At 69.5% G+C, this 23,052-nt stretch carries 17 protein-coding genes, 3 tRNA genes and 1 rRNA gene; 7 read left to right on the top strand and 14 right to left on the bottom strand.

Going from position 1 to position 23,052, the window contains the following annotated elements; translation table 11 throughout:
- Positions 1–10 precede the first annotated feature (10 nt).
- A 5S ribosomal RNA gene (gene rrf / locus ASF53_RS04305) occupies positions 11–125 on the top strand.
- Between the two features lie 82 nt (positions 126–207).
- A tRNA-Met gene (locus ASF53_RS04300) sits at positions 208–284 on the top strand.
- Positions 285–648: 364 nt separating this feature from the next.
- On the opposite strand, the gene ASF53_RS04295 is transcribed toward ASF53_RS04300, so the two are convergent.
- The 9 genes from ASF53_RS04295 to ASF53_RS04260 form a co-directional block, all read right to left on the bottom strand.
- Complete coding sequence (locus ASF53_RS04295) at positions 649–2,793, bottom strand: helicase-related protein (RefSeq protein ID WP_056194374.1); 2,145 nt, start codon at positions 2,791–2,793, stop codon at positions 649–651.
- 1,622 nt (positions 2,794–4,415) lie between these two features.
- Positions 4,416–5,063: a hypothetical protein gene (locus ASF53_RS04290; protein ID WP_056194371.1), complete on the bottom strand. Its 648-nt coding sequence runs from the start codon at positions 5,061–5,063 to the stop codon at positions 4,416–4,418.
- Between the two features lie 28 nt (positions 5,064–5,091).
- On the bottom strand, positions 5,092–5,220 hold the full coding sequence (locus ASF53_RS26500; protein WP_286134118.1) for a hypothetical protein: 129 nt from the start codon (positions 5,218–5,220) through the stop codon (positions 5,092–5,094).
- Complete coding sequence (locus tag ASF53_RS04285) at positions 5,204–7,357, bottom strand: methyl-accepting chemotaxis protein (RefSeq protein WP_056194368.1); 2,154 nt, start codon at positions 7,355–7,357, stop codon at positions 5,204–5,206. The genes ASF53_RS26500 and ASF53_RS04285 overlap by 17 nt, the downstream gene beginning before the upstream one ends.
- A 777-nt stretch (positions 7,358–8,134) precedes the next feature.
- The gene (locus tag ASF53_RS04280; protein WP_056194365.1) at positions 8,135–8,416 is read right to left on the bottom strand and encodes a hypothetical protein; all 282 of its coding nucleotides are present in this window, start codon (positions 8,414–8,416) and stop codon (positions 8,135–8,137) included.
- 346 nt (positions 8,417–8,762) lie between these two features.
- Positions 8,763–8,852 (bottom strand) — tRNA-Ser (locus ASF53_RS04275).
- Between the two features lie 158 nt (positions 8,853–9,010).
- Positions 9,011–10,546, bottom strand: a complete 1,536-nt coding sequence (locus tag ASF53_RS04270) for a heme biosynthesis protein HemY (RefSeq protein WP_056194362.1) — start codon at positions 10,544–10,546, stop codon at positions 9,011–9,013.
- Positions 10,547–10,663: 117 nt separating this feature from the next.
- A complete protein-coding gene (locus tag ASF53_RS04265) occupies positions 10,664–12,880 on the bottom strand; it encodes a hypothetical protein (RefSeq protein WP_082482293.1) in 2,217 nt (738 codons plus the stop codon).
- A gap of 152 nt (positions 12,881–13,032) precedes the next feature.
- Positions 13,033–13,746: a uroporphyrinogen-III synthase gene (locus ASF53_RS04260; RefSeq protein ID WP_056194355.1), complete on the bottom strand. Its 714-nt coding sequence runs from the start codon at positions 13,744–13,746 to the stop codon at positions 13,033–13,035.
- 179 nt (positions 13,747–13,925) lie between these two features.
- Between ASF53_RS04260 and tsaD the strand changes: the two genes are divergently transcribed.
- A complete protein-coding gene (gene tsaD, locus ASF53_RS04255) occupies positions 13,926–14,969 on the top strand; it encodes a tRNA (adenosine(37)-N6)-threonylcarbamoyltransferase complex transferase subunit TsaD (RefSeq protein WP_056194410.1) in 1,044 nt (347 codons plus the stop codon).
- A 16-nt stretch (positions 14,970–14,985) separates the two neighbouring features.
- Here tsaD and ASF53_RS04250 read toward each other — a convergent pair whose 3' ends face one another.
- Complete coding sequence (locus ASF53_RS04250; protein WP_056194352.1) at positions 14,986–16,461, bottom strand: methyl-accepting chemotaxis protein; 1,476 nt, start codon at positions 16,459–16,461, stop codon at positions 14,986–14,988.
- Positions 16,462–17,005: 544 nt separating this feature from the next.
- Between ASF53_RS04250 and ASF53_RS04245 the strand changes: the two genes are divergently transcribed.
- A complete protein-coding gene (locus tag ASF53_RS04245; protein ID WP_056194349.1) occupies positions 17,006–18,031 on the top strand; it encodes an NAD(P)H-dependent glycerol-3-phosphate dehydrogenase in 1,026 nt (341 codons plus the stop codon).
- Between the two features lie 104 nt (positions 18,032–18,135).
- Entirely contained in the window at positions 18,136–18,558 is a 423-nt protein-coding gene (locus ASF53_RS04240; RefSeq protein ID WP_056194346.1) for an EVE domain-containing protein, read from the top strand.
- Positions 18,559–18,573: 15 nt separating this feature from the next.
- Here ASF53_RS04240 and ASF53_RS04235 read toward each other — a convergent pair whose 3' ends face one another.
- Positions 18,574–19,764: an acyltransferase family protein gene (locus tag ASF53_RS04235; RefSeq protein WP_056194343.1), complete on the bottom strand. Its 1,191-nt coding sequence runs from the start codon at positions 19,762–19,764 to the stop codon at positions 18,574–18,576.
- Between the two features lie 419 nt (positions 19,765–20,183).
- Here ASF53_RS04235 and ASF53_RS04230 point away from each other — a divergent pair, with 419 nt between their 5' ends.
- Positions 20,184–20,801: a ParB-like protein gene (locus ASF53_RS04230; protein ID WP_056194340.1), complete on the top strand. Its 618-nt coding sequence runs from the start codon at positions 20,184–20,186 to the stop codon at positions 20,799–20,801.
- Here the strand turns inward: ASF53_RS04230 and ASF53_RS04225 are convergent.
- A complete protein-coding gene (locus ASF53_RS04225; RefSeq protein ID WP_056194339.1) occupies positions 20,765–21,289 on the bottom strand; it encodes a disulfide bond formation protein B in 525 nt (174 codons plus the stop codon). The genes ASF53_RS04230 and ASF53_RS04225 overlap by 37 nt on opposite strands.
- The gene (locus ASF53_RS04220; RefSeq protein WP_056194334.1) at positions 21,286–21,867 is read right to left on the bottom strand and encodes a YqaA family protein; all 582 of its coding nucleotides are present in this window, start codon (positions 21,865–21,867) and stop codon (positions 21,286–21,288) included. Before ASF53_RS04220 ends, ASF53_RS04225 begins: the two co-directional genes overlap by 4 nt.
- A gap of 131 nt (positions 21,868–21,998) precedes the next feature.
- On the opposite strand from ASF53_RS04220, the gene ASF53_RS04215 reads away from it, so the two are divergent.
- Positions 21,999–22,083 (top strand) — tRNA-Leu (locus tag ASF53_RS04215).
- Positions 22,084–22,102: 19 nt separating this feature from the next.
- Here the strand turns inward: ASF53_RS04215 and ASF53_RS04210 are convergent.
- Positions 22,103–23,014, bottom strand: coding sequence for an AraC family transcriptional regulator (locus ASF53_RS04210; protein ID WP_056194331.1), 912 nt, complete (start codon positions 23,012–23,014; stop codon positions 22,103–22,105).
- Positions 23,015–23,052: the final 38 nt, after the last annotated feature.

Raw genomic sequence — 23,052 nt, 5'->3', positions numbered from 1 at the left:
GCTGCGCCGGCCTGGTGGCCTGAGCGGTGTGCCCAGAACCCGATCCATCTCGAACTCGGCCGTTAAACACACCAGCGCCTATGGTACTGTGTCTCAAGACACGGGAGAGTCGGTCGCCGCCAGGCCTGCCCAGCACAAGCCAACCACATTCCCTCACACAGCACGCCGACGACGGACGACAAAACCGTCCGGCGTCCACGCGTTTGGCGCGGGGTGGAGCAGCCCGGTAGCTCGTCAGGCTCATAACCTGAAGGTCGCTGGTTCAAATCCAGCCCCCGCAACCAACACGCTGACACCGATAAACACAGACCCAAAACCACACACCGACATCGCCGCACACCACCACAAGCCCGCAGGCCACGCCCGCGGGCCTTTTGTCGTTCACACCACCGATAGACCCGCCCGGGCGCGGAGATAGCGCAGTCAGAGCGATCATTCCCGGATAGTCTCCGCCGAACGCGGGCGGATCATCCCCGCGCCTCGCCGTCGACAGGGGAGGGGGCTTCGCACCAAGCCGGATCCCGAACTGCCCCCGAAACACAGAAAAGGGGAGAGGCGAAGAGCTCCCTCGAAACCGACGCGGACAAATCGGTGGCGCTGCGGGATCAGCAACTCACCCGAGCCGAACCCGACCCCGCCAAAACGCGATCACCGCGTTCCGCCCGCCCGCCGTCCGCGACGCTCCGCCTTGCGCGTGGCCGTCTGCTGCAGGTGATGCTCGATCGCGTCGTTGGCGTAATGGCGCATTTGCCGGGTCGCCTCGATATCATCGAACGTCTCGGGAAAACGCCGCGCCAGCCAGAGATAGGCGCTGGCGAGCTTCACCGTCCGCTCCTGATAATCGAGTTCACCGGTGACGCTTGCCCGCAGCGCGGGGACGGTTGTTCCGGCCGCGCGAACTTGGCTCCAGCGCTCCAGCATACCCATCGCGATCTCGTCGCGCCGATTGATCGGGCAGACCGAGAAGATGAACTTTTCCTCGATCGGCAGCCGGGCGCGGTCGATAATCCGTGCGATCTCGAGAACCTCTTCCAGCGCCGACGGCTGGAACGGCGAGCCGGCATAGAATGTGGCGCGCGCAAAATGCGTCATCACTTCATAGAGGCTCGGCGTCCGCATCTCCTCGGATACGGAGCGGATGGCGGTGAGGTCGGGGCGCACGTAGAAGCGGGTGTCGGCCGCCGGCGCCGTCGGTGCGCCGGCCAAGGCGGTTCGGATCGGCTCGATGGCGGTCGGCTCGGTCGCCGCCACATAGCCGACATCCTGATGCCCGTAGCGGCCCGCCCGACCGGCGATCTGCCTAATTTCGGAATTCGTGAGCACCCGCTCTTGGACGCCGTCCCATTTGCGCACGGTCGAGAAAACGATCCGCTTCAGCGGCCCCAGATTGAGGCCCATGCCGATCGCGTCCGTCGTCACCAGAACGTTGGCCTCCCCGGACCGGAACCGCGCCGCCTCGGCGCGGCGGACCTCCGGCGATAGAGCACCGTAAATCGTTGCCACCCGGTGGCCGCGCGCGACCAGGATTTCACGATTCTCGTGCACGGCGCGGCGGGAGAAGGCGACGACGGCATCCCCCGGCTCGACCTTCTCCAGGGGGACCGGTTCGTCGAGAAGCACGAGCGGCGATTTGCGCTCGAAGTTGATGACTTCGAGCGACTCATTGGCGGCCTCGGCCGCGCGGCGGACATAGGAGAGCGCGTCGTCCGATCCGCAAACGATGACCGTCTTGGCTGGAACGCCGAACAGGGCGTTCGTCCAGGCCCAACCGCGATCCGGGTCGGAGAGCATCTGGATTTCGTCGATCACGGCGACGTCGATGGGGCGGGTCAGGTCGGCCGTCTCGATCGTCCGGGCCGTGTGGGTCGGGTTGAGCTCCCCCAGCACTTCCTCGCCCGTGACCATGCCGGCTCGAAGACCGCGCTCGCCCAGCGCCTCGTAGTTTTCCAGCGCCAGGAGCCGGAGCGGCGCCAGATAGGCGCCGGTCGGGGCCGCGCTCAGGGCCTGCAGAGCCGCATAGGTCTTTCCCGAATTCGTGGGCCCCATATGGAAGAGGATGCGCCGGTTCAGCCGGCGGGCCGCGGCGAATTTCTCGATATAGGCACCGAACCCAACTTGATCCCGCAGCCGCCGCAGGCGCGAGCCCTCGCGCGCCACGGCTTTTGCACGCTGGCGGACCGGCGTCAGGGCGTCCGCGAGGGAGCGGGCGAGTTTCGGACCGAAGGTGAACGGGCGAGAGCGCAACGAGCGGTCCAGATGCTCAAGATAGGCCGCCGCATCGGCGCCCACCTCGCGAAGATCGTCGAGGATCTGATACCTGAGCCGATCGACCGGTTTGCGTAGGTCGCGCGTGGTCTGGATCGCCATCTCCGCCACGGCGGCGCGCAGTTCTTCCAGCCGGCGCGTCGGATCGTTCCGCGCGGCCATTCCGTGGAGGATCTCGGCGGTGATCGGGTCCGGCGCAGCATCGATGCGCAGGTCCATGCGGCCGGCATCGAGCAGGGGGATGCCGACCCGGACGCTCCACCGGATGCTCTGGTCCTTGGCCACTGTGGCCCTGAGGACGGGGACCGCTCGCTTCAGGGCCGGAATGCCGGCCTCGACGAAGGCACGCGCCGTCTTCATCTCTCGCAGAGCGTGCGCCACACGATCATCCTCGACCGCCGCTCCGAACTCCGGCAGTTCGAGGTGGATGCGCAGAGCCTCGACATCGATCGCTGCCGGGGACAGGCCGAGACGGCCGGCGGCCTCGATCAGGCTTTCGGCTGTGGGGCGAAGACGCTTGCGGGCCATGCACTCACTTTCGACGACGTCCGTCCCGAAGCCGGATCGCCCAGCCTCACCTTTCCGTCGTTCATAACCCGTTTCGGTCGGGGTGTTCTCCGGGGTGGCGAGCGCCAAGGCGCCGCGGGCGACACGTGCCTCGAAAGAGTGAGGCTCGGAAAGGTCAGGTGTGCCGCCGGTCTCGCATTCCTAAACTGTCACTCACCTGCGGAACCGCCGCCTCGAACGGGCATGGGATCGGTCGGCACAGGGGGGATCGATGACGACGCTTGTTCTCTCGCAGAATTCTGACGGTCTCTGGACGGTTTCGACGGTAGGGCTTGTCGTCACGGGCTTGCGTCGACAAGAGGCAGAGGCATTCATCGCGTCTTACGAGCGTTGTTCGGCTGCTGTGAGCTGCTGACATCCTTGCGATGCGCGTGCGAATAAAGCCGTCCGATCGGTCGATCGCAACTGGCGCGCTCGTGCCATTTTGGTAACAGTGCGGTTAACCCTTTTCGCCTAAAAGGCCTGTTCACAGAAATGGACAGGCCTTCATGACGAGAACCGCTCCGAAGCCGGTCGCCCGCAAGCCCGAGGCTGCAAAGTCTGCGTCTTGGAGCGATTACGATCCGTACTTCTCGCCTCGGAAGGCACCGGCCGGCTCACAGGGGCGACCGACCGCTCCCGCTCTGAACCGCAGCAACAGCCCGTATTTCCCGAGATTATCCGGCGTGTCACAGGGCTGATTGGGAGGTTCTGAGGCAGTTGGGGGCTGCGCTGCGAGCTGAAGCCATGGTGCTGGCGACGGTGATGCCCATGAGTGCGGCACGCTCACATCGGCCTCGCATTTTGACGCTTCGCCACCATGTGCGGGCCGGTTCGAGCACGCCGCCCTGTTCGGCCCATGCCGCGGCGCGTGGCTCGTTAAAAGGTTGAAGCGGGCGCGGAAACCGCGACAAAAACGATGCTCGGGCGGTGGAACGACGAAGGCATCAGCATCGTGGCACGTCGCTATCTCGATCACGCGCCCGTGGCCATCGGTTCATCCATTCCCGTGGTGTAGAGCACCCTGCGCTCAGGTGTGCTCGCGTGAGGGACGGCGATGGCGAGGCGGCAACCGGAGCGACCTGATCGGCGGGATGAGGCGTTCCGGCTTCGGCTTGCGATCGGCGGCTTGCTCATCGGCCTGTTGGTCTATGGCGGCTGGCAGGCTGTCGCTTGGTTCGCGGCCTCATTCCCAAGGGATTTTCGGTAACGGCTTCCCCCGTCTCGGCCCTAACGCAGCGATCCGGCAGGAGACCGAGGGGGGCGGTGGAAGTCGGCCGCTTAACGTCAGTGCCGACAACCGGATGATCGCGGGGCTGAGGCGGATGCACGCGATGGGCGCGCACGCACGAAAAAACCCCGCCGCGGCTGGGCCGGGCGGAGCAAGGTGGGATTTACGAAACCCGCTTGAGGCGGGCATGAAATAGACGGGTCGTGAGCGCCGTTCAGTCCGGCGGCCCTGCCGCGCGCTCAACGCACGGCGCCTGCATCCCCCTGATCATGGCGACGCCGACCAACCGGTCCGTTGCACCCTGAGCCGCGCTGAGCGCCCACGGTCGAGCCGGCCGATCAGCGCCCGCTGTGATGCGGTCAGGGGCACCATCCTACCGAGCCACCCGCTTCGGCAGGACGGCGGCCGTGGGAGCGGCGGCCTCGGGAGCGGCGGCCTCCCATTGGCGGTCCTGCTCCTGCAGCAGCTCGGCGCGCTCGCGTGCGGCATCGGCTTCGGGCGCAGCCGCAGGGGCCGGCACACGCGGCCGTTCCGGCAGCAGCGCTCGGGCGAGAGCGGCGGCGATCCGGTCGAGGTCGGTCGCGGGGATATCGAGTTCCGCTCTGATATCGGCGCAGCGCCGCAGGGCGAGATCCGCGCAGGTCTCGCCGGCCCAGCCGAACCGTCCGCCCGGCATGGCGCGCAGCCGCTCCAACCGTCGCCGGTCGGTCGCCTCGCTGTCGTGATCGGCTCGCGCGCCAGGGACCAGCCGCGCGAGTTCGCCGAGCAGATGGACCCGGATTGCGGTGACCCGGAGCGGGCCGATCTTGCGCACCGCCATCAGCTCGACCGGCGAGGCGAGCGCCAGCGCGGCCATGTCGGCGAAGCCGGCCTTGCGCAGCTGGGCCCGGAGCGAGGCCGTCAGCAGCCCGCGCCCGTAGCCGACGGCCGCGAGGCGTTCGACGGCTCCCTCCGGCAAGTCGTCGAAGAGCGGCAGATGCGTGGAGACCTCGTCGAAGAGCGTGGGCTGGAGCTTTCTCATGCCTTGGCCGGATCGGTTTCACCCGCTCCTACAGCGACCGCTCGTCGATGTCTGTGGCGTTGCGGTCGGCCAGAGGCTCCTGAGCCGCGCGGTCGATCAGCCGCGCGGCGTCGTAATGGTGGGCGAGTTCGTGTGTCGCCTCAAGCGGCACGCACATTGGCCAGGAATTTCTCGACCTCGGAGCGCAGGGCGGCGGATTGGTCCGCGAGACCGTCGGCGGCGATTGCGACGGCTCGGGCGGCCTGTCCGGCGCCTTCGGCCTCCTGTGCGACTTCGGCGATATTGGTCGTCACCTCGACGGTTCCGGACGAGGCCTGGGACATGCTGCGCACGATCTCCTGGGTGGTCGCTCCCTGCTCCTCGATCGCGGTCGCGATGTTCGTCGTGACGCTGCGCATCGCCTGAATCTGCCCCGCAATGTCTTGGATCGCCTGCGAAGCGCCCTCGGTGGCACCCTGGATCGCGTTGATCTGCTGGCCGATCTCGTCGGTGGCCCGCGCCGTCTGGCTGGCGAGTTCCTTCACCTCGGCCGCGACGACGGCGAAGCCGCGCCCGGCCTCGCCCGCACGGGCCGCCTCGATCGTGGCGTTGAGCGCCAGAAGGTTGGTCTGGCTGGCGATGGTCGAAACCAAACCGACCACGTCCCCGATGCGGGTCGCGGCCTGGGCGAGCGCGGCCATCGTCTCCTCGGTGCGGGAGGCCGCCTGCACGGCCGCGGCGGACATGCCGGTGGCCTGCTCGACTTGCCGGCCGATCTCTTGGACGGTCGCTTCGAGTTCCTCGGCCGCTGCCGCCACGGCGTTGACGTTGCTGGCCGTCTGCTGGGCGGCGCCAGCGACGCTGGTCGAGCGCTGCGCGGTGCCGGACACGGCGTTTTGCATCGTCGCGGCCGAGCCCTGCAGACCCCCGACTGCTTGGGCCACCCCGGCGACGATGCCACCGACGGAGTCCTCGAAACGGTCGGCGAGGTCGCGCAGAAGGGTTCGGCGCGCCTGCTCCTCGCGCAGCCGTGCGGCCTCCGTCGTCTTGAGCTGCTGGGCGGCCTCTTCCAGAGACATGTCGCGGATCGTCACCACGGCACGGGCGATATCGCCGATCTCGTCCCGGCGGCGGCTGCCCGGCACCTCGGCCAAGGTCTCGCGGGCGGCGAGCGCGGTCAGGGCGCGGGTGAGCGCGCTGAGCGGCCGGACGATCGAGCGGGCCAGTAGCAGCCCGAGGATGGCCGTCCCCAAGAGCACGACGAGCGCGGTGAGGGCGAGCGTGCGCGAAAGGGCCTGCACGGCACCGACGGCTTCCGCCTCCGTCTGCTCCGCCACCACCGTCCAGGGTGCGCCGAGCACCGAAACCGTAGCGCTCGCCGCCATGTGGCGACCATCCGCCGCCGGATAGGCGAAGCTGCCGCCCGCGAGTTGCGCGGCGGAGAAGCCGAGGTCCGAGACCGGCGCGCCGGCCTTCACGGCGGGGTTGAGAGGAGGATTCGAGCGGAGACGGCCATCGGCGCCCGCGGCCAGGATTTGCCCGGTGTCGCCCAGACCCGCCCTTTTGGCGAGCGTCCGGTCGAACAGGGCAGGGGTCACACGAAGCGCGACGAAGCCGATCCGCTCCACCGCCTGCGCCGTGCCCATGGCGACGTTGGCGCGCTTGGTCATGGCCCGGCCGATGAAGGCCGAGGGTCCGCCGCCGACCGGATAGGCCGCGAAATCCTCGAACGCCGTCGCTGCCGGATCCTGGCTCTTCAGGCGCGCGACGAGGCGCGCGAGCCCGGTATCCTTGAGGCTCGGGTCGTCGAGCGACTTGGCGAAGTCCGTGCCTTTGGTCGTCGTGTAGACGATGCGTCCGCTCTCATCGAGAAAGATCAGATCGGCATAGCCCGGTTCGGCGACGATCCGGCGGGCCACTTCCTGCACCTTGACGTGGCGTCGGCCGTACATCGCGGTCGCGGGCGTGCTGTCCAGGGCAATGCGTGCTTCGACCGTCGGGGGGCTCTGGTAAGCCTCGACGATGCCGGCAAAATCGGGCTTCGCAGGGTCGAGGGTCTCGACGAGATCGGGGAAGTTCGAGACGATCTGCGGGTGACCGGCGGCCGTCAGAAAATCCGCCTGCATTCTGTCGGCCACGAGCTCGATGCCATCGCGTCGCGCAGCCGCAGCGAGTTCGAGACGAGCCCCCGCCGCTTCGATGAGGCCTGACTTGGCCGATGACCAGCTGAACCCCCCCATGGCCGCAGCGCTTAAGAGGGCGAGACCAATGGTCGTCGCGGGCAAACGGACCCCGAGACGGGATGCAGCGATCATAGTTCAGCGAGCCAAGTAGCAATTCGTCGGCCCAGAGAAGTGCCGTCCCGGCGCTTAAGTTTCTTATAACGGCTGGCCGGGCAGTCGATCACAGAGGGGCGCGGTCCGGAATTTTCGTGAATTCGCACGCTATACCTAATGCCAAGCTTACTAACCACAGTTTGTAGCTTGGAAACACGCGCAACTGAAAGCGCTATGCTCTCTCCGCCCCACGGCCTCCAAACGGTTGGATCCGCAGCGCTGCATCGGTCTCGTTCCTGGCCCTGCCTCGCTCTCGGATGTCGCTGATCAATCTGACGCGGTCAGCCGTTCGGCGAGCGCCCTGTTGTTCGGGCGGCGTGAGGTCCGTTCGCTCCGACACAAACGGGGACCAGGGATTGGCTGAGATGCGGGGGTGGACGCGCGCGGAGGCGCCCACAGGCCCGAACCGAAAATCTGCCGCGGCTGCGGGCAGGGCCTCGACAGGGCCACAGTACTGCAACAGACGCCGCCCCTCGTCAGAGTGAAAGGTCGAGCATGGTGTGCGCGGTGGCCGCAGCGCGAGCGGATGAGGTGGAGGTGCTCGTCGAACAGTATCTCGACGTCGAGGGGCAATGCCGTGGCCGCACTCCGACAGGCCATCTCGGACGCGCTGCAAGATGCTGTCGAGTGCCGCCATAGACTGGAGGCCGCGGAACGGGCCGCCTCGCGCGGATTCAAGCGGCAAGTGCCTCTGCCGCGAATGACAGGGACGGCCTCCAACTAGGCAGTCCGTCCCTCTCGTAGGGGGCGCGGACGCTAGCCAGCGGCCCGGCCGAGGTTGCGGTCGTTGATCGCGGTACCCATCACGAGCTGCCCGGTTCGGCCACCCTGGGTTCGGCCCGCCGATGCCTGTTCGCGGGCGGCGCCGAAGGTCAGCGCTTCGACCTTCAGACCCCTGCGCATGGTGTCCGGAAGATCGGAGTGGTCGTAGTAGCCAGCGTCATGGGCCATCGCATCCATGGCCTGAATTTCGTTGGCCGCCGCGCCAGTCCAGAGAATTGCGCCCGTGCCGCCCTGACGAATTTGGAAAACCGACATTGTCGCGTCCTCACTGGGTGTTCCAGGATGAGACGCGTGAAGCGAGGCGTCGTTCCCCGAGCTAAGGCGGGAACCTGTCGGCTCGGTGGTTCAGATCAGGGGGCGTGAGCCTGCACTGGAATACCCGCCCGTCGGATGTGTCCGACGACGAATGGGCGCTGGTCGTGCCGCATCTGACACGGGTGCGTGAGGATGACGGTTTGGACCCCTAACGCCGCGCCAGCCTCGATGAAGCGGGGACGCGCTCTACGATTCACTCTTTGAGGAGCCGGTAGGGCTTGTCGCTAGGACAGGCTGCGCGCCTTTCTAAGAAACGACGGCATCGTCATTGGGCTGATGGAATTTCTGGCGGAGGGAGCGGGATTCGAACCCGCGATACCGTTTCCGGTATACACACTTTCCAGGCGTGCGCCTTCAACCACTCGGCCACCCCTCCGGAACCAGCCGGGGACCGACGCGGGCGCTGGGCGCGGGCGGTGGTCTCTTGCGGCAGGTGCGGGTCTGTAGCCGGGGCGTGGGCGTCTGGCAAGGCGAAGAATGCCACAGACGCACGCCTTGTGCGCCGCCCGGCTAGAGTCCGGGCGGCGTGGGGCTTCAGGCGATGCGGCGCGGACGGTCCGCCGGGGTGGCTTGCGCGGCCGGTGACGGGCCGGGGGGGCCGTTGACCGGAGCGGACGTCGGCACGACCGAGGGGGTGCCTGCACCGGTCTGGAGGAAGCCGGGCGCGGACGCGGCCGGGCTGTCCGTGGTGACCGGAGCCGGCACAGGCGTGGCCGGGATCGCGGCCGGAGCGGTGGACTCGGCGGGAGCCGGGGCAGGGGCGTCGTCGTCCTCGGGGCCGGCCAGGATCTCCGGCGGGGTCTTCCACACGAAGGCGTCGAGGCGGCCGGAGACTGGCGAGACCGGGGCCCAGCGCTCGGAGATGATGCCGTCGGCGACCCAGGCCGGGTCGCGCGGGGCGCGGGCGGCCCGCGCGAGCCACTCGCGGGAGCGCCCGCTCTCGGCCCCGTGCTCGGCGGCCTCGATCCGCGCCATCATCTGGCAGACGCGCGCCGTCGGCCGGTCGTCGGTCAGAGGCGCCAGCGCCTCGCGGGCGCGGCCGAAATCCTTGGCCTCGGTCGCGGCCTGGGCGATCACCAGACGCGATTCCGGCTCCCAGGACGAGAGCTTGGCGAGATTCTCGGCGCGGGCCAACCGGTCGCGGGCGGAATCGCCCGTGCGCAGGTTGAGGTAGACCTTGGCGAGCTCCGGATGCGGGGTCGTCTTCCAGGCGGCTTCGATGATCTTGGCAGCTTTCCGCAGATCGTTGCGCCGGGCGAGCAGCCGGCCGGCGATGACGGCGGCCGGCACCAGATCGGGGGCGAGCTTGACGGCCTTGAGCGCCTGCTCGGTGGCGGTGTCGGGCTCGCCGGCCTCGTGGCGCTGGGCGGCCGCGGTGAGCAGTACCGCCCGCTGGCGACGGGCGGCATGCTTGTCCATCAGCCCCAGCGCCGCGCGGCGCTCCACGGTCTCGGTCGCGGCGGACCACTCGCCGTCGGCGCATTGCGCCTCCAGCACGGCCTCGTTGGCCCAGGTGACGCTCGGCGCGAGCCGGGCAGCCTCGGAGGCGTAGGCGCGGGCCGCACCCTCGTCCTCGCGGCGGCGGGCTTCCACGAACAGGCCGCGCAGACCCAGAACGCGAGTCTCCGGATCGTCGGCCATGCGCTTGAACGCCTGTTCGGCCGCGTCCCGGTCGCCGGAAATCTGGGCCGCCTGGGCCTTGAGCAGGAGCGTCAGCGGCTGGCTGCCGAGCAAGCGCTCGGCATCGCCCGCATGGCGGCGGGCGGCGAGCGGGTCACCGGAGCCGACGGCGATCATGCCGCGCGAGAGCGAGGCGAGACCCTTGTTGCGGCGGCGCTCGCGGGTCGAGCGGCTGATGCTGGCGGGCAGGCCGATCACGCCGGTCACGATCGCCCAGATGAGGCCGAGGATGATCGCCGCCACCAGCACGCCGGTAAGGGCGATGGCGAGGCTCATGCCGATCTCGTAGCCGTTCCAGACGACGGTCACGGTGCCCGGATGGTCGGCGATCCACACCGCGCCGTAGGCGGCGACGGCCAGGAGGGCCAGGAAGACGAGGGCGCGCCACATGGGTCAGGGCCTCCTTGGGAGCACGGGGAGCGGGCGCACGCGGCCCGGGCAGAGTGGAAGGGGGGAACGCCGCGCAGGGCGCGGCTGGTTCGTCGTCATCGGTGCCGGTCCTGGCCGTCAGCGTGCCGGCGGCAGGCCGGTGAAGGCATCGGCCAGCAGTGCCTGGGCCGCGCGGCCCGCCTCGGCGCGCGCCGAGAGCCGCGCTCCGAAATCGCCGCCCTGCGCCCGCGCCTCCTCGGGCAAGGTGGCATAAGCCTTGGCCGCCTCGGCGAGGTCGCCGCGGTCGAGCGCCGCCTGAACCTGCGCGACCGACGACGTACCGGCGGCGGCCTGGGTTCCGCCCGCGCCGGGCTCGTCGGCGCGCTTCACCTGCACCAGGGAACTCGCCATGTTCATCAGACGGTCGCCCACGCTGCCGGTTTCGGCGACGGATTTGGCCTGGGCCGCGCGCTTGGCCTCGGCGATCTTCTCGGAGATCCGGCGGAACTCCGTCGCGAGGCCCGAAGCGGTCGGCGCGCCCTTGTCGGCGAAGGGGCCGAGCACGTCGAGGCGCTTGGAATCCGCCGGTTCGAGGTTGCGCAGGCTGGCCAGCGCATCCGGGTAGGGCTGGCCCGCCTCCAGCGCCGAGGCGATCCGGTCGACTGCGACGATGCGCAGGGCCGATTGCACCGTGGATTGCTTGGCGCTCTGATCGACCGCCTTGTCGAGGCCGGCGATCCGGTCCGACTGTTCCTGAAGCTTGCGCTCCAGGCCCTTCACGGCTTCGTCGGCGCGGGTCTGGGCGGCGTCGGCGGCCTGCTTGCTCGCCTGCGTCGCCTCCTGCACCGTCTGGGTCGCAGCGGCGATGCGCCCGTCCAGCGCCTTCTGCACCTCGTCCACGCGCTTGCCGAGCGCGGCCTCGGCGGCTTCATCCGCCTTGGCACGGGACGCGATGTCCGCCTGCAACGCCGCGATCTTGTCCGAGAGATCGGACGCGGCACTCTTGGCGCCGTTCGCTTCGAGCGCCTTGAGCCGGTCGTCGAGGGCAGCGAGGGCGGCCGGATCCATCGCCTGTGCGGTCTTCACCTCGGCCGTGCCGTCGCGGCCGGGCTCCTCCTGCAGCGCCGAGACACGCTGGTCGAGGGCATCGAGACGGGCCGCGACATCGGCGGGGACGGCCGACGCCGGAGCCGAACCGTCGGCCGAGGGGGTGGTGCCCGCCTTCTCTAACGCTTCGTTGGCGCGGTCGGCGGCAACCTTGGCCGCGGCCTCCGCCCGGGCCACCGCGTCGGGCAGGGGCTTGAGCGCCTGCTCGTTGGCGGCGAGGCGCTTATCGAGACCCGCCACCGCATCCTTCGTGGCAAGGCCCGCCAGGGACTTGTCGAGCGTTGCGAGGCGGGGATCGGCGCCCCGCTGATAGGTGGTGACGCCGTAGAGAAGGCCGGCGCCGATCAGGCCGCCCAGCAGCCCAGAAGCGGCCACGGAGCCGAAGCCCGCGCCACCGCGGGCCGGTGCCGCCTTCGCGGCTTCGTTCTTCCCGGCGTCCTTGGCTGAAGGGGGGGCGCTCGGGCCCTCCTTGCCGGCCTCGGGCTTCGCGCCCGGCTTGGCGGCGTCGGCCGCATCGGAGAGGCGCTTGGCCTTGAGATCGAGGATCGGGCCGTCGGTCAGCGAGGCCGTCTCCGTCACCCGCGTGGCACCGGGCGCCGCGCCCGGCTTGGCGCCCGAGGTCGCGTCCGGCTTGGTGCCGCTGGAAGCGGCGCTGCCTGCATTGGCACTTCCGGAGGCCGGCGTCTCGGGCTTCACCGTGCTGCTGCCCGTGGTGCCGGCCTTGGCGGGCGCTTCCGATTTGGCATCGGTGGCCTTGGCCCCGGTCGGATTCGGCGGAATCGCGCTGCTGCCGGTGGCGCCCGGCTTCGACGGCGCATTGCCGCCCGGCGTCCCGGAGGCGGCACCCGGCGCGCCGGACGGCTTTCCGGGCTCCGCGGGTTTGCCGGACATCGTTCCCGTGCTGGTGGAGGCGGCGCTCGACGGCGGGACCGCGCTGCTGCCGGTGGGGCCCGGCTTCAACGGCGCGTCGGTTTTGGTGTCCTGTGGGCGCGCGGACGACCCTGGCGCATTGCCGCCGGGCAGGGCGCTGCTGCCGGTCGGACCCAGTTTTCCGGGCTCGGACTTGACCGGCTCCGACGCTGCAGGCCCCGCCTTGGCCGGCTCGACCTTCGTGGTGGAGGCCGCTGCGGATGGCTCGGCCGGCCTGCCCATCGCCTTGTCGGCGGGCCGGGACGAATCCTTCGTCACGTCTTTGGCCTGCTCCGGAGACTTGGCGCCGTCCCTGGCGCCGTCCTTGGGTGAATTCACGGGCGTTCGCTCCATTCAGCCGCCGCACCGGCGCAGTGTGCTCCCATAGAAGAGCGAACCGGCGCCGTCATCCATCGGAACCGCTTCCGGGTTCCATCTCCGACGCTCCGACACGCTCTCGCGTCCCCATCGCGCAGGGGCGACGAGGCCGTTCAGTCCGAAGCCGCGAGACCGGCAAGGAGAGCCTCCTCGCTCGGGCGCACCGCTACAAAATGGGCCGCAACGCCGAGCTCGACCAGTCCCAAGGCCACGTCCGGGGACAGGCAGTAATGCGCCAGCGCCCGAAACGCTCCGCTCAGACCGGCTTTGCCGGACAAATGCACCGCGATTTCCGCGCTCCGCCGCGAAAAATGCAGGGCCGCGACGAGGGGCGGCGCGCCGTCCCGGCCCGTCAGCGCCCGGGCCGCCGGTTCCGGCAGGGTCGCCTCGGCCAGAGCCGCGTAGGCGGTCCAGGTCGTGACGCGGTAGCCCGCGGCCGTGAGACTCGCGGCGGGCTCGGCCTTGCGGTCCTCGCCGGCCGCGTGGAGGAGCGTGCCGCCCGGCCGCACATGCGCGGCGACGAGCCGGGCCAGGGCGACGGCATCCCCGTCGGCGCAGTGCACGGCGCGCAGCCCCGCCCGTTCCGCCCGCTCGGCGGTGCGGGTGCCGACGGCGAAGACCGGGGCCTCGGGAAGCTCGGCTGCGGCGAGCGGCGCGGCGGCGTTGGCGCTCGTCAGGATCAGCCCGTCGAACCGGCCGGTGGGCGGCGGTCCGTCGCTCGGCGCGATCCGCAGCACGGGCGCCACCAGCGCCGCATGGCCGAGCGCGGCCAGCCGCCGTGCCGTGCGGCTCGCGCCCGGTTCGGGCCGCGACACCCAGATCCGCATGCGCCCCTCTCCCTCATGCCATCCACAGCGTCCGTCGGTGGTCCGTGCCTCACCTGTATCCGTCGCCGGTTTCGTCGTAGACGTGTTGCCGCGACCGGTATGACCGAGCTTTCGCGAGAGATGGAGTAGGCGGGCCGGCCCCCGGCGCGCAACGGTGCGTGGACGTCAGCGTGACACTCATGAAGATCCTCGGCATCGAGACCACCTGCGACGAGACCGCCGCCGCCGTCGTGACCCTCGGTGAGGACGAGCGCGGACAGATCCTCGCCAACGAGGTGCTGAGCCAGATCGCCGAGCACGCGGCCTATGGCGGCGTCGTGCCGGAGATTGCCGCCCGCGCCCATGTCGAGGTGCTCGACCGGCTGATCGCCCGAGCATTGCAGCGGGCGGGGACGACGCTGAAGGAGATCGACGGGATCGCGGTCGCCGCCGGGCCCGGCCTGATCGGCGGCGTGCTGATCGGCCTCGTCACGGCCAAGACCCTCGCCCTCGTCGCGCGCAAGCCGCTTCTGGCGGTCAACCATCTCGAGGCGCACGCGCTGACGCCGCGTCTCACCGACGGCCTCGCCTTCCCCTATCTGCTGCTGCTCGCCTCCGGCGGGCACACGCAGCTCGTCGCGGTGAAGGGAGTGGGCGATTATGTCCGGCTCGGCACCACCATCGACGACGCCATCGGCGAGGCTTTCGACAAGGTCGCCAAGCTTTTAGGGCTCGGCTATCCCGGCGGCCCCGAGGTGGAGCGGCAGGCGCAGAGCGGCAATCCGGAGCGGTTCGCACTGCCCCGGCCGATGATCGGGCGGCGTCAGGCGGACTTCTCGCTGTCGGGTCTCAAGACCGCCCTGCGCATCGAAGCCGAGCGGCTCGAACCGCTCGCCTCGCAGGACGTGGCCGATCTCTGCGCGAGCTTCCAGGCGGCGGTGGTGGATGTGATCGTGGACCGCGTGCGCGTGGCCCTGCGCGCCTTCGCCGGTGTTGCCGGGCATCCGACGGCGTTGGTCGCGGCGGGCGGCGTGGCGGCCAACGGAGCGATCCGCCGGGCGCTTGCCGCGCAAGCCGGTGAGGTGGGCCTGAGCTTCGTCGCGCCGCCGCTGCCGCTCTGCGGCGACAACGGCGCGATGATCGCCTGGGCCGGGCTGGAGCGCCTGCGCCTCGGCCTCGTCGATGACCTCACCGTGCCGGCCCGCGCCCGTTGGCCTTTTGCCGAGGTGGCGCCGGCGGCCTGAGACCGAGCGCCCGCGATCAGGCGAGCGCGCGGGCGGAGGCGGTCACCTTCTGCACGGAGAGATCGACATCGTTCGCGGCCAGCGCGATCCCGTCGGCGTTGCGGCGCACGGAATCGACGCTGCGCGCGGCAGTCTGCATGTTGGACGCGATCTCCTGCGTGACCGCGGCCTGCTCCGTGACGGCGGAGGAGACGCTCATCGAGATCTCGCTGAGATCCGTGATGGTCGAGACGATGGCGCGGATCGCCTCGACAGCGCGGGCCGAGGAATCCTGCACGGCGGCGATCTGCTGGCCGATATCCTCGGTGGCGCGCGACGACTGGCTCGCTAGCGCCTTCACTTCGGTGGCGACCACGGCGAAGCCGCGGCCGGCCGCTCCGGCGCGGGCCGCCTCGATGGTGGCGTTGAGGGCGAGTAGGTTGGTCTGGTCGGCGATCGAGCGGATCACGGAGACCACCTCGCCGATCCGCTCGGCGGTGGCGGTCAATCCGCTCACGATGCCGCCCGCTTCCTCGGCGCGGATCACGGCCGCGTCGGCGGCGGTCTTGGCCTGCGAGGCGTGGCGGCTCAGTTCCGAGATCGAGGCCGCGAATTCCTCGGCGCCCGCGGCCACCGACTGGACGTTGTCGGCGGTGACGGCCACCGCAGCCGCCGTCTCGTTGGCCTGACGGCTCACATGCGACATGGCACCGGTGATCGTACCGAGATCGGACTCGATGGCGCGCTGACCGCTCGCGCGCCGATTGCGGTCGGCCACGGCCTGGGTGACGTCGCTGGCGAACTTCACCACGGCGCAGGGGCGGCCCTCGCTGTCGAGAACCGGATTGTAGGTGCCGTAGATCCAGATCTCCCGTCCGCCCTTGGCCAGCCGCCGGAACTCGCCGGCTTGATAGGTGCCGTTGGCGAGCGCGCGCCAGAACTCGGCATAGGCTGCGCCCTTCACCTCGTCGGGATCGACGAACAGGCTGTGATGCCGGCCGCGGATCTCGTCGAGCCGGTAACCCACCGCATCGAGGAAGTTCGCGTTGGCATCGGTGATCGTGCCGTCGAGGCCGAAATGGATCACCGCCTGCGAACGGTTGATCGCGGCGATCTGACCCTCGTAGCCCGCATTGCGCTCCGTCTGAGCCGTGATGTCGGTGGCGAACTTCACCACCTTGTAGGGCTGCCCGCGCCGGTCGAAAATCGGGTTGTAGGAGGCCTGGATCCAGATCGACCGGCCGTCCTTGGCGACGCGCCGGAACTCGCTGGCCTGAAACTCGCCGCGGCGCAGGGCCTCCCAGAATGCCTTGTATTCCGGGCTCTCGCGCTGCTCCGAGGGCATCAACATCGCGTGCGAGCGACCGCGCACTTCATCGAGGGTGTAGCCGACGAGGCTCAGGAAGTTGGCGTTCGCCTTCGTGATGGTGCCATCCATTGCGAACTCGATACGGCCTTGAGCCCGATCGACGGCGGCGAGGATGGAATCTTGTTCGGAATGGAAGATCGCCACGGCTTACTGCTCCAGGCATCGCGGAATTTGTTGAAAACAATTTCCCAGAATTCTCTTAACTCGCCCTTAATTTTGGACACTTCGACCAGTAAGGGCCGTATTTAATTGTCTACTAAGTGACAATATGGCGATTTTGAAAAGTAATCCTTTCATCACAAATTTGTTTGGTAGACTTGAAGCAAGCTGACATCCTGGAAATTAGAAACGTAAACCTAAGGTGGTATGGTGGCCGGCCGGGAAAGTTGAATTCGTGAAAAGGGCGAGAACAGATCGACCGATTTGCCAGGGGTGCGCGACGAAAACCTTTTCATTTCGATCTGCGCCGACGAATGTCAGGACATGTCGATCCCACCTCAGTCCTGCCCCCCAAAAACATCGTAAGCGATATCTTGAGCGAGCCCGGTTCGCCGGGATCGGGCCTCCCTCATCTCGGATTCGCGGATCGGTGCTCGCTCTTCCGCCAACAGATCGTTATCGCGAACCCGACGATGTGGCTCCGGGGCCGCAGCTTGGCCCCAACAGCCGAGGATGCGCCAGGTTCCCGATGGAGGCGGACATGAAGTCAGGCACGCAGCGGGGGGACGAGGTCGTCGCCGTCATCGGCGGCGGATCCTGGGGCACGGCTTTGGCCAATGCCGCCGCCGCGGCCGGGCGCCCGGTCACGCTCTGGATGCGCGATCCCGAGGCCGCCGCGCGGATGGAACAGGCGCGCGTCAACGAACGCTATCTCCCCGGCGTCGCCCTGCATCCGGGGGTGCGCGCCACGGCCGAGGCCGCCGCTTTGGGGCAGGCCGGCACGGTGCTGCTCGTCGTGCCGGCCCAGACCCTGCGCTCGGTGCTGGCGGCGCTCGCGCCCTCGCTGGCGCCCGGCGCCGCCGTGGTGCTCTGCGCCAAGGGGATCGAGCGGGGCAGCGACGCCTTCATGAGCGCGGTGGCGGCCGACGTCCTGCCGGCCGGCGCCCCAGTCGCGGTACTGTCGGGGCCGAGCTTCGCCTCCGACGTCGCCCGCGGACTGCCGACAGCGGTGACGCTCGCCGCGGCGGATGGGGCGCTGGCGGCGCGGCTCGCCGGGCTGCTCTCGGGGCCGGCCTTCCGGCTCTATCACACCGATGACGTGCGCGGCGTCGAGGTCGGCGGCGCGGGCAAGAACGTGCTCGCGATCGCCGCCGGCATCGTCGCGGGCCGCGGTCTCGGCGAGAGCGCCCGCGCCGCGCTGATCGCCCGCGCCTTTGCCGAACTGATGCGCTTTGCCCGCGCCTATGGGGGCCGGGCGGAGACGCTGATGGGGCTGTCGGGCCTCGGCGACCTCGTGCTCACCGCCTCCTCGCCGCAATCGCGCAACTTCGCCTTCGGCGAGCGCCTAGGGAAGGGCGCCTCGCCGGAAGAAGCCGCCGGCGGCAAGCTCGTGGAGGGCGCCTTCACCGCGCAGGCGCTGGTCGATCTCGCGCGGACGCGGGAGGTCGAGATGCCGGTGGCCGAGGCCGTCGCCGCCGTGGTGGCCGGGGCGCTGACGGTCGATGCGGCGATGACCGGCCTGCTGTCGCGGCCGCTCAAGGCGGAGACGGCGTAAGCACCGCCCGCCAAGGGGCCGGGGGCGAAGTGGAGCGCGCCCTTCAAGCGCGGCCGGATTTTCGATAAGCGAGGGCGCCTTTCCCGACGGAGCCGTCCCGCGCCATGGCCTACTGGCTGTTCAAGTCCGAACCCTCGACCTGGTCGTGGGACCAGCAGGTCGAGGCGGGGGAGGGCGGCACCTTCTGGAATGGGGTGCGCAACCATCTGGCCAAGAAGCAGATGCAGGCGATGCAGGTCGGCGAGCGCGGCTTCTTCTACCATTCCAACGAGGGCAAGGCCGTCGTCGGCATCGTCGAAGTCATCAAGCCCTATTATCCCGACCACACCGACGAGAGCGGCCGCTTCGGCATGGTCGATGTGCGGGCGGTGGCGCCGATGCCGCGCCCGGTCTCCCTCGACGCGATCAAGGCGGAGACGGCGCTCAAGGACATGGCCCTCGTCACCAATTCCCGCCTCTCGGTGCAGCCGGTGACCGAGGCGGAATGGGCCACGGTCTGCGCCATGGGCGGCTACGGCGCCAGCTGAGCGGCGCCCCATCCCTCAGCGGGTGAGCGCACCGGGCGCCGGAAATCGGCTGCGTAGCCGCGTGCCGGCGATGTGGAGGACACGTCCGAGGCCCGCGCGCAGGGGCGGCTCGATCCGATGCGACACCAGCAGGGATGCGGCCACGGCCGTCAGAATGCCGCCCGTCAGGCTCGCGGCGGGCGGGAACCCGGAGGCGGCCAGGAACCGCATCGCCAGGGCGCCGACGAAGGTGTGCAGCAGATAGAGCGGGTAGGTCGCCAGACCGAGATCGCGAAACCGCCGCCCGAGGCCGGGAAAGGCATCGGTCAGCGCCGTGTTTGCGCGGATCGACAGGCAGAACAGCACCATAAAGCTGGCGTAGAGGAACCACGCCATCGCGGGGCTCCGGTCGAGGCCGAGCGCGGCGCTGACGAAGCCGGCATCGTAGCGGATCTGCAGGAAGCCCCCCACCAGACAGAGGGCGAGGCCGGCGAGGCGCGGCGCCGTCAGACCGTTCCGCACCGCGCTCCACAGCAGCACGCCGATGGCGAAGTGGCAGCCATGGGTGAGAAGGGCGAGCTTGGCGATCCGCGTGCTGATGATCCGGCCGAGATCGGGCCAGAACGGCGTCGCCGCCAGCAGCCACGCCCCCGCGCTGATGACGCCGACCACCAGGATCACCGGTTCCAGCCGCTCGAACCGGTTCAGGACCAGAAGGGCGTAGACCAGACCGTAGAACATGATCTCGATCCCGAGCGTCCAATAGACGCCGTCGATCCAGCGGGGGACCGGGAACAGGACGAGGGTGCGGATGTAGCGCTCGAACAGGACCGAGACGGCCTCCGGGTAGAACAGCAGCGCGAGCCCGAAGGAGACCGTGGCGCAGAACCAGATGCCCGGCACGAGGCGCAGGATCCGCCCGGTGAGAAAGCGCGCCGCGCTCGCATGCGAGGCGGAATAGGCGATCACGTAGCCTGAGATCACGAAGAACATCGGCACGCCGACCCAGCCCTGCGCGCTAACGGGCAGCAGGGTCGGGAAAGGGATCGGCTGCCCGACGAGGGCGGCGGCCTCGCTCGACGGGACCATCCAGGCGGTGCAGGCGAGGTGATAGAGCACCACGAGGCACGCCGCGCCGAAGCGGAGCAGGTCGAGGCCGATCAGGGGCCGGGCTGCGTGCGGGCGCGACGCGGCCGAGATCGCGCTGCCGGGCTGGACGATTGACATGCCTGTGGTCCTGGTCCCCGGCGCTCGAACGTCGTCCCGAAAGGCGGATACCGACTTTCGGAACAAGACGATGCTGGTGCCGGACAATCATCCGGCAACGCGATGCTCGTTTGTTGTGTCTTCGGGCAAACCCGCGCGCGGGACAACGGCAGGAAAATACCGATGCCGCCTCTTTCCCCGCGGCAGTTTCAGATCTCGGCTAAGAAAACCGAAATCCAGTCTCACGCAGATGTGAGGCTTGACCTTGTGACCGGCACCGAGCGAAAGCCGCCCCACGCCGCTTCGATTGACGTTCCGTAAGCTGCCGACCGTCTGCACCGTTCCTCGACGCCGGCTTGCGCGTTTCGGGGGGGGGCGACCCAGGCAGCCTCGGTGGTCCGGCGTCTCTCCGGGCGTGCTCGAAACCAACGGGAGACTTCATGGCGCCGCGCGAACCCTTGCTCATCTCCGTGCCGATCGCGGAACTGCGCCCGACGCAGATCACGGTGGGCTACCGCGAGGTGGAGGAGAAGCGACGCCGCTGGCGGGCGCACGATCCCGAGAAGAAGGCGGAGTTCCTCGGCTCGCACATGATACCGGTGCTGCTGGGCCCCAAGAAGAAGCACTTCGTGATCGACCACCACCACCTCGCCCGCGCCTTGCAGGAAGAGGGCGAGGAGAACGTGCTCGTGACCGTGGTCGCCGACCTGCACAAGCTCGACAAGGACGCCTTCTGGACGGTGGCCGACCACAAATCCTGGGTCCATCCCTACGACGCCGCCGGTCAGCGGGTCGGCTTCGACGACATCCCGAAGGGGGTCGCCGATCTTGCCGACGACCCGTTCCGCAGCCTCGCGGGTGAGCTGCGCCGGGCCGGCGGGTTCGCCAAGGATACGACGCCGTTCAGCGAGTTCCTGTGGGCCGACTATCTCCGGCGCAACATGAAGCGCAAAGCGGTCGACCGCGACTTCACCGCGGCGCTGGAGCGGGCGCTGCAACTCGCGAAAGCGCCCGATGCCGGCTACCTGCCCGGCTGGTGCGGCCCCCTCGACGGCTGAGCCGAGACCCGGGCAACGAGCGCGGCCGCCGCGGCGAAGAGGCCGAGGCCGGCCGCGATCATCGCGTTCCAGCCGGCGAGCGAGAGGCCGAGGAAGCGCCACGCGGCGGCCGTGCAATCGACCGGCCGCACATTCTCGAGGTTCTTCAGGAAGTCGGATACGTCCGCCGGTCCGGCGCCGGACCCGCCGCCGCAATCGCTGGGGCCGGGCCAGAACCCCCACTCCGCGCCCGCGTGATACACGCCGAGGCCGGCGCCGTAGATCAGCACCAAGGCCACAAGGCCGAGGACGAAGCGCGCGAGCCGCGGCGGAAGCAGAGCAGCAGCGAGCGCGAGCGGCGCGGCGAGGTAGTAGGGCACCCGCTCCGTCAGGCAGAGCTTGCACGGCACGTAGCCGAGGCCGTGCTCGAACACGAGGGCGCCGCCGACGGTGAGCGCGGCACCCAAGGCCACGACGAGTGCCGCAGCGCGCAGGGGTATGCGGCTCACAGCATCACCTTGAAGGCGACGAAGCCCAGGATCACCACCGCGGCGAACAGCCCCGCCACCACGTTGAGGTGCCGGTCGAGCACCGCGCGGATGCCGATGCCGTAGCGCCCGAGCAGCCAGGCCAGCAGGAAGAAGCGTGCCCCGCGGGTGATGACCGAGAGCAGCATGAACCAGAACAGCGAGTAATGCGCGAAGCCTGAGGTGATGGTGACGAGCTTGTAGGGGATCGGGGTGAGGCCCTTCAGCAGGATCACCCAATGCCCGTAGGTGGCGTAGGAGGCCTGGAAGGTGTCGGCCTTGTCGGCGAGCCCGTAGAGGTTGAACAGCCACAGCCCGACCGAATCGAACAGCAGTGCGCCGATGGCGTAGCCGAGCAGCCCGCCAAGCACCGAGGCGACGGTGGCGATGGCCGCGTAGAGCCACACCCGGTCGGGCCGGCTCACCGCCATCGGCACCAGCATCGCGTCCGGCGGTACGGGGAAGAACGAACTCTCGGCAAAGGCCACCGCCCCGAGCGCCCAGGGCGCGGACGGCTTGGCGGCGAGCGCGAGTATCCACTCGTAGAGCCGGCGGATCATGGGGCCTCGTTGGGGTCCGGGAAGCGGAGCCCTTTCAGCACAGATGCGCCACGGACGCGAGGGTCATGCCCGATGCGGAAAAAATTCGCTCTGGTCCGTCGCCCCGGCTTGTGCCAAGAGGCGCGTGCGTCGCGGGTATGGCGGAATTGGTAGACGCGGGCGACTCAAAATCGCCAGCCGAAAGGCGTGGGGGTTCGATTCCCTCTACCCGCACCAGCCCCCCAAACGGACGCGATCACGGCAGCATCGGCTCGGCCGTGAGACGCGCGCGGATCGCGGCGCCGTCCCGGCCCGGTGGGGCTCCGAACAGGCGGCGATAGTCGCGGCTGAACTGCGACGGGCTCTCGTAGCCGATGGCGTAGCCCACGCCCGCCACGTCTCCGGCGGCGAGCAGCAGGCGCCGCGCCTCGTGAAGCCGGACCTGCTTCTGGAACTGGACCGGCGTCATCGTCGTAACGGCCTTGAAATGGCGGTGGAAGCTCGCGGGGCTCATGCGCGCCCGCGCCGCCAGATCGGCCACGCGCAGGGTCTCTGCATAGTGCTCGCGGATCCAGGCCGTCGCCCGGCCGATCCGCGCGGCGTGGCTCTCGGGCAGGCCGAGCTGCCGCAGGGCCGGGCCGAGCGGACCGCCGAGCAGGCGCCAGACGATTTCCCGTCCGATCAATGGCGCCAGCACCGGCAGGTCGCGCGGGTGATCGAGCAGGGTCAGAAGCCGCGCGAGAGGATCGCACAGATCGGGGTCGAGCGTGACGGTGCGCAGCGGCGCGAAAGCCGGGGCGGGTGCTGCCGCCTCTGTGAGGGTTTCCGCCTGGGCGCTGAGCAGGTCGGCCAGGGCGTCGAGGTCGATCGCGAGGCTCAGCGCGAGATAGGGCCGCGCCGGGCTCGCCTCTGTGATCCGCGCCGTGACGGCCAGATCGAGGGAGGCGAACAGCGCTTGACCCGCAGCGTAACGGAAGGCGGTTTCCCCGAGCAGCGTCGCCTTGGCGCCCTGCGCCACGACGCAGAAGGAGGGGCGGTAGACCGAGCGGATCGGCCCGCTCGGCGCCTCGGCGCGGTTGAGCAGCAACCCGTCGGCCGGCGTCTCCCGGCCGAAGCGATGCCATTGCCGTTCGATCAGCGCCGTGAGGCCGGAAAGGTCGGTCGTCATCGTTCAGAACTTAGCGCGCCGGCGCTGCCCGCGCATCA

Source organism: Methylobacterium sp. Leaf123 (assembly GCF_001423405.1).
Taxonomy (GTDB): Bacteria; Pseudomonadota; Alphaproteobacteria; order Rhizobiales; family Beijerinckiaceae; genus Methylobacterium.
This window is presented reverse-complemented; position numbering and strand designations above follow the sequence as displayed.

Coding starts and splice junctions, on each gene's coding strand:
- ASF53_RS04245 (WP_056194349.1), top strand. CDS start 17,006: ATGGAGGCGGACATGAAGTCAGGCACGCAGCGGGGGGACGAGGTCGTC.
- ASF53_RS04280 (WP_056194365.1), bottom strand. CDS start 8,416: ATGTCGGTTTTCCAAATTCGTCAGGGCGGCACGGGCGCAATTCTCTGG.
- ASF53_RS04270 (WP_056194362.1), bottom strand. CDS start 10,546: ATGTGGCGCGCCCTCGTCTTCCTGGCCCTCCTGGCCGTCGCCGCCTAC.
- tsaD (WP_056194410.1), top strand. CDS start 13,926: ATGAAGATCCTCGGCATCGAGACCACCTGCGACGAGACCGCCGCCGCC.
- ASF53_RS04295 (WP_056194374.1), bottom strand. CDS start 2,793: ATGGCCCGCAAGCGTCTTCGCCCCACAGCCGAAAGCCTGATCGAGGCC.
- ASF53_RS04260 (WP_056194355.1), bottom strand. CDS start 13,746: ATGCGGATCTGGGTGTCGCGGCCCGAACCGGGCGCGAGCCGCACGGCA.
- ASF53_RS26500 (WP_286134118.1), bottom strand. CDS start 5,220: ATGTGCGTGCCGCTTGAGGCGACACACGAACTCGCCCACCATTACGAC.
- ASF53_RS04290 (WP_056194371.1), bottom strand. CDS start 5,063: ATGAGAAAGCTCCAGCCCACGCTCTTCGACGAGGTCTCCACGCATCTG.
- ASF53_RS04230 (WP_056194340.1), top strand. CDS start 20,184: ATGGCGCCGCGCGAACCCTTGCTCATCTCCGTGCCGATCGCGGAACTG.
- ASF53_RS04285 (WP_056194368.1), bottom strand. CDS start 7,357: ATGATCGCTGCATCCCGTCTCGGGGTCCGTTTGCCCGCGACGACCATT.
- ASF53_RS04240 (WP_056194346.1), top strand. CDS start 18,136: ATGGCCTACTGGCTGTTCAAGTCCGAACCCTCGACCTGGTCGTGGGAC.
- ASF53_RS04235 (WP_056194343.1), bottom strand. CDS start 19,764: ATGTCAATCGTCCAGCCCGGCAGCGCGATCTCGGCCGCGTCGCGCCCG.
- ASF53_RS04210 (WP_056194331.1), bottom strand. CDS start 23,014: ATGACGACCGACCTTTCCGGCCTCACGGCGCTGATCGAACGGCAATGG.
- ASF53_RS04220 (WP_056194334.1), bottom strand. CDS start 21,867: ATGATCCGCCGGCTCTACGAGTGGATACTCGCGCTCGCCGCCAAGCCG.